The organism is Pseudomonas sp. LPB0260, from assembly GCF_013388395.1.
Genome location: NZ_CP058247.1, coordinates 5,513,688 through 5,529,302 on the forward strand (window position 1 = coordinate 5,513,688; position 15,615 = coordinate 5,529,302).

At 65.3% G+C, this 15,615-nt stretch carries 13 protein-coding genes; 6 read left to right on the plus strand and 7 right to left on the minus strand.

Translation table 11 applies throughout. From position 1 onward, the window contains the following. Positions 1 to 141 precede the first annotated feature (141 nt). Positions 142 to 1,569 carry an exodeoxyribonuclease I gene (gene sbcB, locus LPB260_RS24705; protein WP_256625587.1) on the plus strand — a complete coding sequence of 476 codons (1,428 nt, stop codon included), beginning with the start codon at positions 142 to 144 and terminating at the stop codon, positions 1,567 to 1,569. Between the two features lie 388 nt (positions 1,570 to 1,957). Here the strand turns inward: sbcB and mvaT are convergent, their stop codons facing one another. After that, a complete protein-coding gene (gene mvaT, locus LPB260_RS24710) occupies positions 1,958 to 2,332 on the minus strand; it encodes a histone-like nucleoid-structuring protein MvaT (RefSeq protein ID WP_208708526.1) in 375 nt (124 codons plus the stop codon). 340 nt (positions 2,333 to 2,672) lie between these two features. Here mvaT and purU point away from each other — a divergent pair, with 340 nt between their 5' ends. The 3 genes from purU to LPB260_RS24725 all read left to right on the plus strand — a co-directional run bounded on the left by purU (position 2,673) and on the right by LPB260_RS24725 (position 4,293). Continuing rightward, on the plus strand, positions 2,673 to 3,524 hold the full coding sequence (purU, locus tag LPB260_RS24715; protein WP_208708527.1) for a formyltetrahydrofolate deformylase: 852 nt from the start codon (positions 2,673 to 2,675) through the stop codon (positions 3,522 to 3,524). A 48-nt stretch (positions 3,525 to 3,572) separates the two neighbouring features. Continuing rightward, positions 3,573 to 3,995, plus strand: coding sequence for a CBS domain-containing protein (locus LPB260_RS24720; protein ID WP_208708528.1), 423 nt, complete (start codon positions 3,573 to 3,575; stop codon positions 3,993 to 3,995). Positions 3,996 to 4,104: 109 nt separating this feature from the next. Continuing rightward, on the plus strand, positions 4,105 to 4,293 hold the full coding sequence (locus tag LPB260_RS24725) for a hypothetical protein (RefSeq protein WP_208708529.1): 189 nt from the start codon (positions 4,105 to 4,107) through the stop codon (positions 4,291 to 4,293). A gap of 44 nt (positions 4,294 to 4,337) precedes the next feature. On the opposite strand, the gene LPB260_RS24730 is transcribed toward LPB260_RS24725, so the two are convergent. Beyond that, positions 4,338 to 6,215, minus strand: coding sequence for a methyl-accepting chemotaxis protein (locus tag LPB260_RS24730; protein ID WP_208708530.1), 1,878 nt, complete (start codon positions 6,213 to 6,215; stop codon positions 4,338 to 4,340). 145 nt (positions 6,216 to 6,360) lie between these two features. Here LPB260_RS24730 and LPB260_RS24735 point away from each other — a divergent pair, with 145 nt between their 5' ends. Next, positions 6,361 to 7,863, plus strand: a complete 1,503-nt coding sequence (locus LPB260_RS24735) for a helicase HerA-like domain-containing protein (protein WP_208708531.1) — start codon at positions 6,361 to 6,363, stop codon at positions 7,861 to 7,863. Between the two features lie 94 nt (positions 7,864 to 7,957). On the opposite strand, the gene LPB260_RS24740 is transcribed toward LPB260_RS24735, so the two are convergent. Then, positions 7,958 to 8,170 (minus strand): hypothetical protein, encoded by a 213-nt coding sequence (locus LPB260_RS24740; RefSeq protein WP_208708532.1) that lies wholly within the window; start codon positions 8,168 to 8,170, stop codon positions 7,958 to 7,960. A gap of 604 nt (positions 8,171 to 8,774) precedes the next feature. On the opposite strand from LPB260_RS24740, the gene LPB260_RS24745 reads away from it, so the two are divergent. Next, positions 8,775 to 9,905, plus strand: coding sequence for a M14-type cytosolic carboxypeptidase (locus tag LPB260_RS24745; RefSeq protein WP_208708533.1), 1,131 nt, complete (start codon positions 8,775 to 8,777; stop codon positions 9,903 to 9,905). A 15-nt stretch (positions 9,906 to 9,920) separates the two neighbouring features. On the opposite strand, the gene LPB260_RS24750 is transcribed toward LPB260_RS24745, so the two are convergent. From LPB260_RS24750 to glyA, 4 genes are all read right to left on the minus strand, one after another. Then, positions 9,921 to 11,321, minus strand: coding sequence for a diguanylate cyclase domain-containing protein (locus LPB260_RS24750; protein ID WP_208708534.1), 1,401 nt, complete (start codon positions 11,319 to 11,321; stop codon positions 9,921 to 9,923). 287 nt (positions 11,322 to 11,608) lie between these two features. Further along, positions 11,609 to 12,730, minus strand: a complete 1,122-nt coding sequence (gcvT, locus tag LPB260_RS24755) for a glycine cleavage system aminomethyltransferase GcvT (protein ID WP_208708535.1) — start codon at positions 12,728 to 12,730, stop codon at positions 11,609 to 11,611. 124 nt (positions 12,731 to 12,854) lie between these two features. Then, complete coding sequence (locus LPB260_RS24760; RefSeq protein WP_208708536.1) at positions 12,855 to 14,231, minus strand: L-serine ammonia-lyase; 1,377 nt, start codon at positions 14,229 to 14,231, stop codon at positions 12,855 to 12,857. A gap of 75 nt (positions 14,232 to 14,306) precedes the next feature. Continuing rightward, positions 14,307 to 15,560 (minus strand): serine hydroxymethyltransferase, encoded by a 1,254-nt coding sequence (glyA, locus tag LPB260_RS24765; RefSeq protein ID WP_208708537.1) that lies wholly within the window; start codon positions 15,558 to 15,560, stop codon positions 14,307 to 14,309. Positions 15,561 to 15,615 lie beyond the last annotated feature (55 nt).

Genomic DNA, 15,615 nt, shown 5'->3' on the forward strand with positions numbered 1-15,615 from the left:
CGAGGCAGGCACTCTAGCCCCGCGGGCATGCCGAGGACAAGGCGCGCGCCGGTGCGGCGTGCGCTGGCGCAAGGTTCGCTGGCGACGATCCGTCGTGGCCTGGATGCTAGACTGCCGCGGCCTCTGACTCAGGACAGCCACGTGACTTCCATCTTCTGGTACGACTACGAAACCACCGGCATCGACCCGCGACGCGACCGCCCCTTGCAGGTCGCCGGCATTCGCACCGACGAGAATCTCCGGGAAATCGGCGAGCCGCTTAACATCTACTGCCAGCCCAGCGACGACATCCTGCCGCATCCGGCTGCTTGCCTGGTCACCGGCATTACCCCCGGGCGGCTGGCGCAGCAGGGCCTGGGCGAGGCCGAGTTCATGAGCCGCGTGCACGCCGAGCTGGCGCAGCCCGGCACCTGCGGCGCCGGTTACAACAGCCTGCGTTTCGACGACGAGGTCACGCGCTACAGCCTCTACCGCAACTTCTTCGACCCCTATGCCCGCGAATGGCAAGGCGGCAACAGCCGCTGGGACCTGATCGATCTGCTGCGCACCGCCTACGCCCTGCGCCCAGAGGGCATCGTCTGGCCAGAGGAGGAGGGCCGCGTCAGCCTCAAGCTGGAGCGCCTGACCCAGGCCAACGGCATCGACCATGGCCAGGCCCACGATGCCCTGTCCGACGTGCGCGCGACCATCGCCCTGGCGCGTCTGCTGCGCGACCGGCAGCCGAAGCTATACGACTACCTCTATCAATTGCGCAGCAAGCAGCGCGTGCTCGATCAGATTCGCCTGCTACAGCCCTTGGTGCACGTGTCCGGCCGCTTCGCCGGCTCTCGCCATTACCTGGCGCTGGTCCTGCCCCTGGCCTGGCACCCGCGCAATCGCAATGCCCTGATCGTCTGCGACCTGCAGGCCGATCCGACGCCCCTGCTGGCGGAAGATGGGGAAACCCTGTGCCGGCGTCTGTACACCCGGCGCGAGCAGTTGGCCGAAGGTGAGCTACCGGTGCCGCTGAAGTTGTTGCATATCAACCGTTGTCCGGTGGTGGCGCCGTTGAAGGTATTGCGCGACGAGGATATTCAGCGCCTGCAGTTGGATATGTCGACTTGTCAGGCGCGGGCCAAGCAGCTCGCGGACACTCAAGCACAATGGCAGGACAAACTTGCCCAGGTTTACCGCGAGGAAGACTTCGCCGCGAGCGAGGACCCGGAGCAGCAGTTATACGAGGGATTTATCGGCGATCGCGACCGGCGACTGTGCGAGCAGGTACGTAATGCCGAGCCGCAACTCTTGGCCAGACAGAGTTGGCCGTTTGACGATGCGCGGCTGCCGGAGTTGCTGTTCCGCTATCGTGCGCGGAATTGTTTCTCCAGTTTGACCGAGGCCGAACAACAGCGCTGGCGTGAGTTCTGCCAGCTGCGATTAAGCCGGGCCGAGTACGGGGCGCCGAATACCCTGGCGAATTTCGAAGCGGCGGTGGCGGAAATAATCCCGACGGCGTCACCGGAGCAGCAGGCGATATTGGCCGAATGGCAAGGTTACGCGCAGCAGTTGCGTGAGCGATACGCGCTTTAAAAAGAACGCCGGCGCGGGTTACTGGCGCTGGTGCATGGCTCGCCATAATTAGACTGCGTGGTCGGCGTTCGATACTGGTCGGTCAATAGCGCTCGCATTGTTGTTGCGGGAGTCTCGCCGGCGAACGGCGAGTCGGATATTCCCTGCGTTTCGGGTTGCTTCGAGCACTAAGGCAGTCTTCGCTCCAGTGCTGGACGAAGTTGCGCTATTGGCGATAGCCGCGGTCGGCCTACTGTTTGCGCTGAGGGGCTTTCTGCCAAGCCGTTATGGCGATAGCCCGCGCGGATGTCGCTGAACCAGTGTCGATGCGCACATTCCTGCCGCCATAAAAAAACGCCAGCATGGCCGGCGTTTTTTTATGTGCTGAGAAGCAACCTAGTAGCGGGGATCAACCCAGCAGGGTGGCCCAGCTTTCTACGGTGTCGGCGCCCCACTTGGCTTTCCACTCTTTCAGAGTCTTGTGGTTGCCGCCTTTGGTTTCAATCACTTCGCCAGTGTTGGGGTTCTTGTACTGCTTTACCTTGCGCGCGCGCTTGGCGCCAGCGGGCTTGGTGGCGCGGCCGGCCTTGCTGACCTTGGCTTCGGGATCGAGCAGGGCGATGATGTCGCGCAGGGACTTCTGGTATTCGCCCATCAGTGTGCGCAGCTTGCCTTCGAATTCCAGTTCTTTCTTCAGTTTGTCGTCTTGCGACAGGGTTTTCAGGCGCTCTTGCAGTTCTTTGATGGCTTCTTCGGCAGCGCGATATTCGTTGATCAGCGACATGGGATTTCCTTGGTACGCAAGTGGCAGATGGCTAAGTGTCAGTAATAATAGTCAGGCACTTTTCACAAGTAAACTGCTTTGTTGAAAATTGCCAGTGGGCGTCATATTTAGTTGCGCTTTTAGCCGCGAACTAACTCCTGGCTGCGGCAGCTGAGGTAATTGTCTGCGGCGCGTAAACCTCGTGGCCGCGACGGCAAACTCCCAGCGACTCAGTCTTGTCCGTGGTTTGGCGGTTGCCTCAGGCCATTGCAGGTGTTTTTTCGACGCCACCGCCGCGCTACTGCAGTTTTTCCGCGTGCTGGCTAGAATGGCCGCCTTTGCGAAAACTCTGGAGTCTCTAATGCGCACTTTTCGTCTGGTCATTGCCTGCCCGGACCGCGTCGGTATCGTGGCCAAGGTCAGTAACTTCCTGGCGACCTATAACGGCTGGATTACCGAGGCGAGCCATCACTCGGATACCCAGAGCGGTTGGTTCTTCATGCGTCATGAGATTCGTGCCGATTCGTTGCCGTTCGATATAGACGGCATGCGCCAGGCGTTTGCGCCTATCGCCCGGGAGTTTTCCATGGAGTGGCGGATTACCGATTCGGCGCAGAAGAAACGGGTGGTGCTGATGGCCAGCCGTGAATCGCATTGTCTGGCGGACTTGTTACACCGCTGGCACAGCAATGAACTCGACTGCGATATTCCCTGTGTCATTTCCAATCATGACGACTTGCGCAGCATGGTCGAGTGGCATGGTATTCCCTACTTCCATGTTCCGGTCGACCCCCAGGACAAACAGCCGGCCTTCGCCGAAGTGGAACGGCTGGTCAAGGCGCATGCGGCCGATGCCATCGTCCTGGCCCGCTACATGCAAATTCTGCCCGAGCAACTCTGCGCCGAGTTCGCCCAGCGGGTGATCAACATCCATCACAGCTTCCTGCCGTCGTTCGTCGGCGCCAAGCCCTATCACCAGGCGTCGCTGCGCGGGGTGAAGCTGATCGGCGCCACTTCGCACTACGTCACCGAGGAGCTGGATGCCGGACCGATCATCGAACAGGACGTGGTGCGGGTGAGCCACCGCGACAGTGTCGAGGAAATGGTTCGCCTGGGTAAGGATGTGGAGAAAATGGTGCTGTCCCGTGGACTACGCTATCACTTGGAAGACCGGGTGCTGGTACACGACAACAAGACGGTGGTGTTCGACTGACACTTGCTGACGTGGGCCGCTTGGGGTGGACGATACAGGAGTTCGCTAATGCTCAAGTCAATCAAGGTGCGGGATTACATGACGCGCCACCTGGTGACCTTTCGGTCCGACACCGATCTGTTCACCGCCATCAACCGCCTGCTGGAGCACCGCATTTCCGGTGCCCCGGTGGTCGACTCCCAGGGCCATCTGATCGGTTTGCTGTCCGAGGGCGACTGTCTGCGCGGGATACTCTCCGGCGCCTACTACGAGGCCATCGGCGGCACGGTCAGCGGCTATATGGTCACCGAGGTGGAGACCATCTCGCCAGAGGTCGACATCATTGAAGTCTCCCAGCGCTTCCTGCGCGGCCGTCTCGGGCGCATTCCGGTGATCGAGGGTGGTCGGCTGGTCGGCCAGATCAGTCGCAGCGATGTGTTGCGCGCGGTCAAGGAGTTCGCGCAGCACGAGCAGGGCGCCAAGCAGGAGTAGGCCCGCTGGCCACTGGGCGCGCGACTGGGATTGGCTGCGCCTTGCGCCGAAGCCGGGCGCGGCGGATGCTGCAAGGCGACTCGCCCCGTTAGCCACCGAGAATGAAGTCATGACCGATCCACTCGAACGCGCCACCTCCAGGCCGCCGCCGACGCTCGGCGAGGGATGCGTGCGGCGTTACGACCCAGAGTCCATGGATGACAGCGTCGGCAGCGATTTTCCCGGTGCCGCCGAACTGTGGCAGCAGCTGCAGACTGAACAGGCGCAGGCGCAAGAAGCAAAACCGCCGCGCAAATGAATCGGGGCGCTGTCTGAGCGCCCCGTTGTCGTTTCCCGGCGGGATCAGATGCGGAAGCTGTCCACCAGCTGCTTCAGGCGCGCGGCCTGCTGCTCCAGGTCACCGCAGGCACGCAGGGTGGCGTGGAGGTTCTCCACACCCTCCTGGTTGAGGGTGTTGATCTCGGTGATGTCCATGTTCAGCGACTCGATCACCGAGGTCTGCTCTTCGGTGGCGGTGGCCACCGACTGGTTCATGCCGTCGATCTCGCCGATGCGCTGGGTCACGCTGCTCAGGCGCTGGCCCGCCTGGTTGGCGATCTCCACGCTTTCCTCGCTGTAGCGCTGGCTCTCGGTCATGGTGGTGACCGACTCGCGCGAGCCGACCTGCAGTTCCTCGATCATGCTCTCGATTTCCTGCGCCGACTCCTGGGTACGGTGGGCCAGGTTGCGCACCTCGTCGGCGACCACGGCGAAGCCCCGGCCCGCTTCGCCGGCCCGCGCGGCCTCGATGGCGGCGTTGAGTGCCAGCAGGTTGGTCTGCTGGGAGATGCTCTTGATCACCTCGAGGATCTGGCCGATGTTTACCGTCTTGCCGTTCAGCGTCTCGATGTGGCTGCAGGAGCTGCTGATCTTGCTCGACAGGTCGTTCATCGCGCGGATGGTCTGTTCCACCACCTGGCGGCCGTCCTCGGCCTGGCCGCGGGCATCGGAGGCCTGGGTCGAGGCATCGGCGGCGTTGCGGGCGATCTCCTGGGCCGCGGCGCCCAGCTCGTTGATCGCCGCGGCCACGCTGTTGGTGCGACTGGCCTGCTCGTCGGAGTTGAGCATCGAGGAGTTGGAGGCGTTGACCACCAGCTTGGCCACCTCGTTGACCTGGATGGTGGCCGAGGACACCTCGCGGATCGAGGCGTGAATCCGCTCGACGAAACGGTTGAACGACTTGGCCAGCTCACCGAACTCGTCGTTGGACTGGATCGCCAGGCGCTTGGTCAGGTCGCCTTCGCCCTGGGCGATGTCCTGCATGGCCTTGCCCATCACGCGCAGCGGCTGCATCAGCACGCGGATCAGCATGCTCAGCAGCAGGATGATCAGCACCACGGCGATCAGGGTGGCGACAATGGCCGAGGCGCGGAACTCGCTGAGCATCGCATAGGCCTTGGCCTTGTCGATGGACAGGCCGATGTACCAGGAAACCGAAGGCAGGCCCTTGACCGGGGTGAAGGTGAACAGGCGGGTATTGCCATCCACTTCGGTCTCGCTGAAGTCGCTGCCGATACGCGGGGTGTCCTGGGGGAACACCTCCTTGAGGCTCTTCATCACCAGCGCCTGGTCCGGGTGCACGAGAATCTTGCCGTCGGCGCTGACCAGGAAGGCGTAGCCGATGCCGTTGAAGTCCAGCGAGTTGATCAGGTTGACCAGGGTGCTCAGGCCCAGGTCGCCGCCGACCACACCGGCGGGCTTGGCCGGCGTGGCGATGGTGATGGTCAGCTCGTTGGTGGAGGCATCCACGTAGGGTTCGGTGAGGGTGGTGCCACCGGCGGCCATGGCGTCCTTGTACCAGGGACGGGTACGCGGATCGTAACCCGCCGGCAGATCGCTTTCCGGACGCGAGGTGAAGGTGCCGTCGTCGCCGCCCAGGTAGGCGAAGGCGAAGGTCGAGGCCAGCGCACGTTGTTCCAACAGGCTGACGACCTTGTCATTTGCCGCCTCCCGGGTTATCGACTGGGCCGTGCTCTCCACCAGCAGGATGCGTCCGGACAACCAGTTCTGGATGGTGCCGGCGGTCACCTCACCCATCTCGTGCAGGTAGTTCTCCAGGTTGGCGCGGATCGCGTTGCGCTGCAGGTAGTCGTTGTACAGGGTGAACAGGGAGAAGGCCGCGATCACCACCAGCGAGGCGGCGAGCAGGATCTTGTGGCTGAACTTCAGGCTGTGGGTCATGGCTTATGCTGTCCGTTAGAGGCGGCTGCCAGTCTGGGCTGGCTTGAGGTTTCATGCGGTGCCGGAAATGGGGGCTGTCCAGGCGGCCAGCACTCCCCTTGTGTCGGCATTCGTGGACGAAAGCTTTAACTTGGGAGACACCGAAATGTCCGTATCCGAACAGTTCATTTTTGGCGCCGACAGTTCCGGCCAGCCGGTTGCGCAGCCCCTGCGCCTGGCCAACCGGCACGGGCTGGTCGCGGGGGCGACGGGCACGGGCAAGACGGTGACCCTGCAACGCCTGATCGAGGGTTTCAGCGATGCCGGGGTGGCGGTATTCGCCGCCGACGTGAAGGGCGATCTCTGCGGTCTGGGCGCCGCCGGCGCGCCCCAGGGCAAGGTGGCCGAGCGCATCGCCAGCATGCCCTGGCTGGACCACCGGCCGACGGCCTACCCGCTCACCCTGTGGGATATCCACGGCCAGAGCGGGCACCCGCTGCGTACCACCCTGAGCGAGATGGGGCCCTTGCTGCTCGGCGCGCTGTTGGAGCTGACCGACAGTCAGCAGGCCGCGCTCTACGCCGCCTTCAAGGTGGCCGACCGCGAAGGCCTGCTGCTGCTCGACCTGAAGGATCTGAAGGCCTTGCTGGCTCATCTCAAGGCCCATCCCGAGGTGCTCGGCGACGACAGCGCATTGTTCACCTCAGCCTCGGCCCAGGCCTTGCTGCGCCGCCTGGCGGGCCTCGAGCAGCAGGGCGCCGAGGCCCTGTTCGGCGAACCGGCCCTGCAGCTCGAGGACATCCTGCATCCCGATCGCGATGGTCGCGGGCGCATTCATCTGCTCGACGCCAGTCGCCTGGTGCACGAAGCGCCCAAGGTCTACGCGACCTTTCTGTTGTGGCTGCTGGCCGAGCTGTTCGAGCAGCTGCCCGAGCGCGGCGACGCCGACAAGCCGGTGCTGGCGCTGTTCTTCGACGAGGCACACCTGCTTTTCGCCGACACCCCCAAGGCCTTGCAGGAGCGCCTGGAGCAGGTGGTACGGCTGATCCGCTCGAAAGGTGTCGGGGTGTATTTCGTCACCCAGTCGCCCAGCGACCTGCCCGATGACGTGCTGGCCCAGCTCGGCCTGCGCATCCAGCATGGCCTGCGTGCCTTCACCACCAAGGAGCGCAAGGCCCTGCGCGCGGTGGCCGACGGCTTCCGCGCCAATCCGGCGTTCGACACCCTGAGCCTGCTGACCGAGCTGGGCATCGGCGAGGCCCTGGTCGGCACCCTGGAGGACAAGGGCACGCCGGCCCTGGTCCGGCACGTGGCCATTGCCCCGCCGCAGTCGCGTATCGGCCCGCTGAGCGAGCAGGAGCGCGCCGCACTGATCCGCCAGTCGCCCCTGGGTGGGCGCTACGACCAGGCGGTCGACCGCGAGTCGGCCTATGAGCTGCTGTCTGCCCGTGCCGCCAAGGCCAGCGCCGAGGCCGCCGAACTGCAGGCGCAGCAGGTCAGTGAGAAAGCCGACAAGTCGACGGCTGGAATCGGCGGCATGGCCGGTGGATTGCTCGGCAGCCTGGCCAGCCAGGCGGTGAAGAGCGCCGTGCGCCAGGCCGCCAACCAGATCGGTCGGCAGCTGGTGCGGGGGCTGATGGGCTCGTTGCTGGGCGGTAAGCGCCGCTGATCAGGCAGCCTCGCAGGCCGGCCCGGCCCTGGCAGGGCCTGGTCGGTCATGCGGATCAGTCGCCGGTGCCCGCGGCAACGGCGCGTCGGCGCCGTCAATCTTGCGATTTTTCGGCTTTGCTCTGCAGGTCTTTTTCGATCTTTTCCAGTTCTTTCTCGAATGCTTGATCGAGAAGATTGGCCTTCTTGCGCCAAGGCTTGCGCTCGGGATCAGGTTGAGCGGCGTAGGTAATGACTTCCCCGCCGTATACGTCCTTGTAACGCTGCGCCTGGCGCTCGAGTTCGGCGCGCAGTTCGTCTTTCGTCACGTGGTTACCCATGGTCTGTAACTTATGAGGTGACAACGTAAGGCTGCCTGCCTTACTGCTACGGTCACCGTTTGCGGTGCAGTCAAAGCTGCTTTGATTTTATTGAGTGTATTTGTAACAGGTTTATTGAGTGATAAATCCAATAATAAACAACGACTTAGGTTGTTTACGGGGCTTATTACGGCGCTTTCTATGGGCGCGGTAATAATTATGGCGAACACTCGCTAAAAGTCTAGCGCTGTCTTGAATTCAGTTAAGAACAGTGTGTGTGGCCTGTCACGAAAATCGTTTGCCGGCGATCGCCCAAGTAACACTGCGATATTGATTCGTGCTAGGGATAAGGCTGTAGCGTGACCGCCCGGTCGTTATATTGTCGCCGCAGTCAACGGTATTTTTCTTGAGACTTTCCGCTCGCCTAACTTCGCCGACAAGAATGCGGCGGCCCGCTTTGCGCTCTTTGCCGCGGACTGCGGCGGCGCTCGAGTTGTCCCCCGAGCGTGATACGGGACCTGGTGCTCAGGTATATGTCGCATTCAACGTTTCCAAGGGCCGGCCGAACTGCGATCCTCGCGGACTTCGGCAACCCCTTGCGCCTGAGGTAAGCATGCTCATCAGCTCCGACTTCGACAGCGGCAATATCGAGGTACTCGACGCCAGCAATCCACGGCAGGTTCGGCTCGCCATGCGCCCGGACCTCAATAGCCATCATTTTCAGTGGTTCCACTTCAAGGTGGCGGGCATGAGCCCCGGCCAGCGCTACGGCTTCAGCCTGTGCAACGCCGGCCAGTCGGCCTACAGCCACGCCTGGAGCGGCTACAACGCCGTCGCCTCCTATGACCAGGTCAACTGGTTCCGCGTGCCCAGCCGCTTCGAGGAGGGGGCGCTGCAGTTCGAGCTCGAGCCGCGCGAGGCCCAGGTCTGGTTCGCCTACTTCGAGCCCTACAGCCGTGCCCGCCACGACTGGCTGATCGGCCAGGCGTTGGAGAAGGCCGGGGCCGAGTTGTTCGCCTGCGGCAAGAGCATCGAGGGCCGGGACATCCAGTTGTTGCGGATCAGCCGCACGCCCCAGGCCACGCGCAAGATCTGGATCATCGCCCAGCAGCATCCCGGCGAGCACATGGCCGAGTGGTTCATGGAAGGGTTGATCGAGCGTCTGCAGGACCCGGACGACGCCGAGCTGAATGCCCTGCTGGCTCAGGCCGAACTGTACCTGGTGCCGAACATGAACCCCGATGGCGCCTTCCGCGGGCACCTGCGCACCAACGCCGCCGGCAAGGACCTCAACCGTGCCTGGCAGTCGGCCAGCGAGGCCGAGAGCCCCGAGGTGTTCTTCGTCCAGCAGCAGATGCGCCGGGTCGGTGTTGATCTGTTCCTCGACATCCACGGCGACGAGGAGATTCCCCACGTGTTTACCGCCGGTTGCGAGGGTAATCCCGGCTACAGTCCGCGCCTGGCGGCGCTGGAGGATGAATTCAGGCGTCGCCTGGTGGACATCGGCGCGGAGTTCCAGACCGCCTTCGGCTACCCCCGCGACGAGCCGGGCCAGGCCAACCTGACCCTGGCCTGCAACGCGGTCGGCGAGGAGTTCGACTGCCTGTCGTTCACCATCGAGATGCCGTTCAAGGACCACGACGACAATCCCGAGCCGCTGACGGCGTGGAGCGGTCGGCGCTCGAAACGTCTGGGCCATGATGTGCTCAGCGTGGCGGCGGCGATGGTCGGCACGCTGCGCTGATCGGCTCGTCGGCGGTTAGCCGGGGAGCGTGGCTGCGCCGTTGTCTTCGGCGGGGCCAGGCAGGGTGCGCAACTGAAAGCAGTTGCCGCCGCTGCCTTTGGCGCCGTACATGGCGTCATCGGCGTGCTTGAGCAGTTGCTCGACCGTATCGCCGTGCTCGGGGTAGAGGGCGATGCCGATGCTGGGCAGGATGCACAGGGGCTGGCCGCCCAGGTCCATGGGCAGGTTGAGCAGGCGGCGAATCTTCTCCGCCAGGTGCGCCGCTTGCTCCGGCGTCTGTATGCTCTCGAGCAGCACCACGAATTCGTCGCCGCCGATCCGGGCAACCGTGTCGACGCCGCGCACGCACTGCTTGAGGCGGCTGGCCACCTCCTGCAGCAGCAAGTCGCCGGCGGCATGGCCGAGGCTGTCGTTGACCTGCTTGAAGCGGTCCAGGTCGAGGTACAGCAGGGCCATTCTGTCCTGTTCCCGCCGCGCCCGTTCCAGGGCCGTCTTCAGGCGATCATGCAGCAGGCCGCGATTGGGCAGCTGGGTCAGCTGATCGTACTGCGCCATGTGCCGCAGGCGGGCCTGCAGCTGCTTGCGCTCTATCGCGGCGGCCACCTGATTGGAGACGAACTGCAGCAGTTCGGTGTCCTTTTCGCTGTACTGCGCGCCGCCGCGGTAGCTCTTCAGCGCCAGGGCGCCGATGACGCCGCCCGGCGAATTGAGCGGCACGCCCAGCCAGCACAGGGCGTCCTGGTCGGTGCTCGGCCGCAGCGGCTCGGCCGCCTTGCTCTGGGTTCCGGGGCTCAGCAGCAGCGCCTGGCCGCTGCGGATCACCTCGGCGCAGAGCGCGCCTGCGGTCGAGTTGCCGGACGCGTCGGACTGGTCGCGCTCATCGACGTGATAGGGAAAGCTCAGCCGGTCGTGGAGCGCATCGTATAGCGCCACGGAAAAGTTCTGCGCCGGCAGCAGCTCGCCGATGATCTGGTGAATCTGCCGGAACAGGGCCAGCAGGTCCTCGGCGACGTGCGCCGCCTCGGAGATGGCGTAGAGCGCGGCGTGCAAAGACTCGGCCTGCTTGCGCTCGGTGATGTCGCGGGCCACGGCAATGCGCAGCTGGTCGGACTCCGACCAGCGGGCCGACCACATGATGTGGGCGATCCGGCCGTCCTTGTGTCGGTAGCGGTTCTCGAAATAGGGCTTGGCCTGCCCGGCCATGATCTCGCGCGCTGTCTGCAGGGTCCTTTCTCGATCCTCGGGCAACACCAGGTCGATCATGTTCATGCCGATCATTTCTTCCGGGCGATAGCCGAAGATGCGCTCGCAGGCCGCGCTGACGAACACGAAGTGGCCCTCGGCGTCGACCGCGCACACGGCATCGAGCAGCAGGTCCATGAATCCGGTGGGCGGCGAATAGGGGCTCGTGTCCATAGGCGCTACGTACTGCCTCACTGGCTCGGCGTTATGTCTGGAGCCCGACCGGGCCTTGGCCGCTTGGGCCGCCCCATTGCAGCGGGCGAAGATCCAGCGGTCCGCGGTGGCGGCGGGTATCGCGTTGGGCAGAATGACTCGAAAGGTCCGGGCACGCAGTGGCGGGGACTTACCCTGCATTCTGGCCATCAGATTGCGATCGGGCAAGCCGTGAGGCGTGCAGCGGGGGCTCTAGCGCGAGTGATGCGCCGGAAGGCCCTCGCCGGCAGGCGGCGAGGGCCGGGGGATCAGCCGCGGTAGTAGCGCTGCGGCACGAAGGGGGTCTTGGCCACTTTCATGGCCACGCGCTTGCCGCGCACCAGCGCCCAGACCTCGCTGTCCACCGCCACATGGCTGCTCTGCACGTAGCCCATGGCCACAGGCGCGCCGAGGGTCGGGCCGAAGCCGCCGCTGCACACCTGGCCGATCACCTGGCCGTCGGCGTCGACGATTTCCGCGCCTTCGCGCACCGGCACGCGCTCCTGCGGCAGCAGGCCGACGCGCTTGCTGGCGACGCCTTCACGCAGCTGGGTGAAGATCCGCTCGGCGCCGGGGAAGCCGCCGGCACGGGCGCCGTCGGCGCGGCGGGCCTTGGAGATGGCCCACAGCAGGCTGGCCTCGATCGGCGTGGTGCTGGTGCTCATGTCGTGGCCGTACAGGCACAGGCCGGCTTCCAGACGCAGCGAGTCGCGCGCGCCGAGGCCGATGGCCTCGACTTCCGGCTCGGCCAGCAGGCTGCGGGCCAGGGTCTCGGCGTGCTCGGCCGGCACCGAGATCTCGTAGCCGTCTTCGCCGGTGTAGCCGGAGCGGCTGACGTAGCAGTCGACGCCGAGCAGGCGCACGGCGGCGAACTGCATGAAGGTCATCTTCGCCACTTCCGGGGCCAGGCGCGCCAGCGCGTCGACGGCCTTCGGGCCCTGCAGGGCGAGCAGGGCGCGGTCGAAGTGCGACTCGATCTGGCACTGGCCGGCGATGTGCTGCTGCAGGTGCATCAGGTCCTGCTGCTTGCAGGCGGCGTTGACCACCAGGAACAGGGTGTCGTCGCCCAGGTTGGCGACCATCAGGTCGTCGAGGATGCCGCCGTTCTCATCGGTGAACATGGCGTAGCGCTGCATGCCCACCGGCAGGTCGATGATGTCCACCGGCACCAGGGTTTCCAGGGCCTTGGCGGCCTCGGCGCCGCGCAGGACGATCTGGCCCATGTGCGAGACGTCGAACAGGCCGGCCTGCTCGCGGGTGTGCAGGTGCTCCTTCATCACGCCGAGCGGGTACTGCACCGGCATGTCGTAGCCGGCGAACGGCACCATGCGCGCGCCCAGTTCCAGGTGCAGGGCATGCAGAGGGGTTTTCGCCAGGGTTTCGGTGGTCATGCAATGTCTCCGGTAGGGTGCGCCGAGCGCACCGTTAAAGATCTGGGTGCGCCGTGCGCACGGGTAGGGCGTTGGTGCGTGGGCGCACGGGTAGAGCATTGGTGCGCATAGCGCACCCTACAAATCAGCATTCGATGATGTTGACCGCTAGGCCGCCGCGGGCGGTTTCCTTGTACTTGCTCTTCATGTCGGCGCCGGTCTGGCGCATGGTGCGGATCACCTTGTCCAGCGAGACGAAGTGCTGGCCGTCGCCGCGCAGGGCCATGCGGGCGGCGTTGATCGCCTTCACCGAGCCCATGGCGTTGCGTTCGATGCACGGCACCTGGACCAGGCCGCCGATCGGGTCGCAGGTCAGGCCGAGGTTGTGCTCCATGCCGATCTCGGCGGCGTTCTCCACCTGCGCCACCGTACCGCCGAGCACTTCGCACAGGGCCCCGGCGGCCATCGAGCAGGCCACGCCGACCTCGCCCTGGCAGCCGACCTCGGCGCCGGAGATCGAGGCGTTCTCCTTGTAGAGGATGCCGATGGCCGCGGCGGTGAGCAGGAAGCGCACCACGCCGTCCTCGTTGGCGCCGGCGATGAAGCGCATGTAGTAGTGCAGCACCGCCGGCACGATGCCGGCCGCGCCGTTGGTCGGGGCGGTCACCACGCGGCCGCCGCTGGCGTTTTCCTCGTTGACCGCCAGGGCATAGAGGTTGACCCAGTCGAGCACGCTGAGCGAGTCGCGCAGGGCCGCTTCCGGGTGCTTGCACAGCTGGCGGTGCAGCGCGGCGGCGCGGCGCTTGACCTTGAGCCCGCCGGGCATGATGCCCTCGTTCTGGCAGCCGGCCTCGACGCAGTCCTGCATCACCTGCCAGATCTTCAGCAGGCCTTCGCGGGTTTCCGCCTCGGGGCGCCAGGCGGTCTCGTTGGCCAGCATCACCTGGCTGATCGACAGGTTGTGCTCGGCGCAGTGGGCCAGCAGCTGCTTGGCGGTGGTGAAGGGGTAGGTCAGGGGCGTGCGGTCCTCGACGATGCGGTCGGCGCCGGCGGCTTCCTCGTCGACCACGAAACCGCCACCCACCGAGTAGTACTCGCGCGAACGGATCTGCAGGCCGGCGCCGTCGAAGGCGCGGAAGATCATGCCGTTGGGGTGGTAGGGCAGGGGCTTGCGGATCATCGCCAGGTGTTCTTTCTCGACGAAGCGGATCGCCTTTTCGCCGAGCAGCTTGAGCTCACCGGCCTTGCGCATCGTCGCCAGGCGCGAGTCCACCGTGCGCGTGTCGACGGTGTCCGGTTGCTCGCCCTCGAGGCCGAGCAAGACTGCCTTGTCGCTGCCATGGCCCTTGCCGGTGGCGCCGAGCGAGCCGTACAGCTCGACCTTGATGGATTCGGTGCTGGCGAGCAGGTCGTCGCGGCGCAGGCCTTCGACGAAACGCACGGCGGCGCGCATCGGCCCGACGGTGTGCGAGCTGGAGGGGCCGATGCCGATTTTGAACAGATCGAAAACGCTAAGTGACATGCTGATCTCCGGCTTCTGGCGGTACGGGCGGCGCGCCCAGGAATGGACGCGCTCCGGGCCAGGAAGCGACCTTATCTATTCAGCGTAGACCGGGAAGGTGGCGCACAGGTCCGCGACCTGACCACGGACCCGCTCGATCACGCTGGGGTTGTCCATCTCGTCGAGGATGTCGCAGATCCAGCCGGCCAGCTCACGGCACTCGCCCTGCTTGAAGCCGCGGGTGGTCACCGCCGGGGTGCCGATGCGGATGCCGGAGGTGACGAACGGCGACTGTGGGTCGTTCGGCACGGCGTTCTTGTTCACCGTGATATGCGCCGCGCCGAGCGCCGCGTCGGCGGCCTTGCCGGTCAGGCCCTGCTTGATCAGGCTGAGCAGGAACAGGTGGTTGTCGGTGCCGCCGGAGACCACCTCGTAGCCGCGGCCGACGAACACCTCGGCCATCGCCTGGGCGTTGTCGATCACCTGCTGCTGGTAGGCCTTGAAGCCGGGCTCCAGGGCTTCCTTGAAACACACCGCCTTGGCCGCGATCACGTGCATCAGCGGGCCGCCCTGGGCGCCCGGGAACACCGCGGAGTTGAGCTTCTTCTCGATCTCCTCGTTGGACCTGGCCAGGATCAGGCCGCCGCGCGGGCCGCGCAGGGTCTTGTGGGTGGTGGTGGTGACCACGTCGGCGTAGGGCAGCGGGTTGGGGTACAGGCCGGCGGCGACCAGGCCGGCGACGTGGGCCATGTCGACGAACAGCAGCGCCCCGACCTGGTCGGCGATGGCGCGGAAACGGGCGAAGTCCAGGGTCCGCGAGTAGGCGGAGAAGCCGGCGACGATCATCTTCGGCTGGTGCTCCACGGCCAGGCGCTCGACCTCGGCGTAGTCGATCAGGCCGTTCTCGTCGATGCCGTACTGCACCGCGTTGTACAGCTTGCCGGAGGAGCTGACCTTGGCACCGTGGGTCAGGTGGCCGCCGTGGGCCAGGCTCATGCCGAGGATGGTGTCGCCCGCGTTGAGCAGGGCCAGGTAGACGGCGGCGTTGGCCGAGGAGCCGGAGTGCGGCTGGACGTTGGCGTAGTCGGCGCCGAACAGCTGCTTGGCCCGTTCGATGGCCAGTTGCTCGACCTTGTCGACGTGCTCGCAACCGCCGTAGTAGCGCTTGCCCGGGTAGCCCTCGGCGTACTTGTTGGTCAGCCCGCTGCCCTGGGCCTGCATCACGGCCGGGCTGCAGTAGTTTTCCGAGGCGATCAGCTCGATGTGGTCCTGCTGGCGGCTCTCTTCGGCGGCGATGGCGTGGGCCAGGGCCGGATCGTAGTCGTTGAGGGTCAGGCTCTTGTGGAACATGGGAGAGGTCCTTGGCGAAGGGCGCGACCGTGAACCGGCCGCGCCAGGGTCATGC

Coding starts and splice junctions, on each gene's coding strand:
- mvaT (WP_208708526.1), bottom strand. CDS start 2,332: ATGTCGCTGATCAACGAATATCGCGCTGCCGAAGAAGCCATCAAAGAA.
- purU (WP_208708527.1), top strand. CDS start 2,673: ATGCGCACTTTTCGTCTGGTCATTGCCTGCCCGGACCGCGTCGGTATC.
- LPB260_RS24720 (WP_208708528.1), top strand. CDS start 3,573: ATGCTCAAGTCAATCAAGGTGCGGGATTACATGACGCGCCACCTGGTG.
- LPB260_RS24725 (WP_208708529.1), top strand. CDS start 4,105: ATGACCGATCCACTCGAACGCGCCACCTCCAGGCCGCCGCCGACGCTC.
- LPB260_RS24730 (WP_208708530.1), bottom strand. CDS start 6,215: ATGACCCACAGCCTGAAGTTCAGCCACAAGATCCTGCTCGCCGCCTCG.
- LPB260_RS24735 (WP_208708531.1), top strand. CDS start 6,361: ATGTCCGTATCCGAACAGTTCATTTTTGGCGCCGACAGTTCCGGCCAG.
- LPB260_RS24745 (WP_208708533.1), top strand. CDS start 8,775: ATGCTCATCAGCTCCGACTTCGACAGCGGCAATATCGAGGTACTCGAC.
- LPB260_RS24750 (WP_208708534.1), bottom strand. CDS start 11,321: ATGGACACGAGCCCCTATTCGCCGCCCACCGGATTCATGGACCTGCTG.
- gcvT (WP_208708535.1), bottom strand. CDS start 12,730: ATGACCACCGAAACCCTGGCGAAAACCCCTCTGCATGCCCTGCACCTG.
- LPB260_RS24760 (WP_208708536.1), bottom strand. CDS start 14,231: ATGTCACTTAGCGTTTTCGATCTGTTCAAAATCGGCATCGGCCCCTCC.
- glyA (WP_208708537.1), bottom strand. CDS start 15,560: ATGTTCCACAAGAGCCTGACCCTCAACGACTACGATCCGGCCCTGGCC.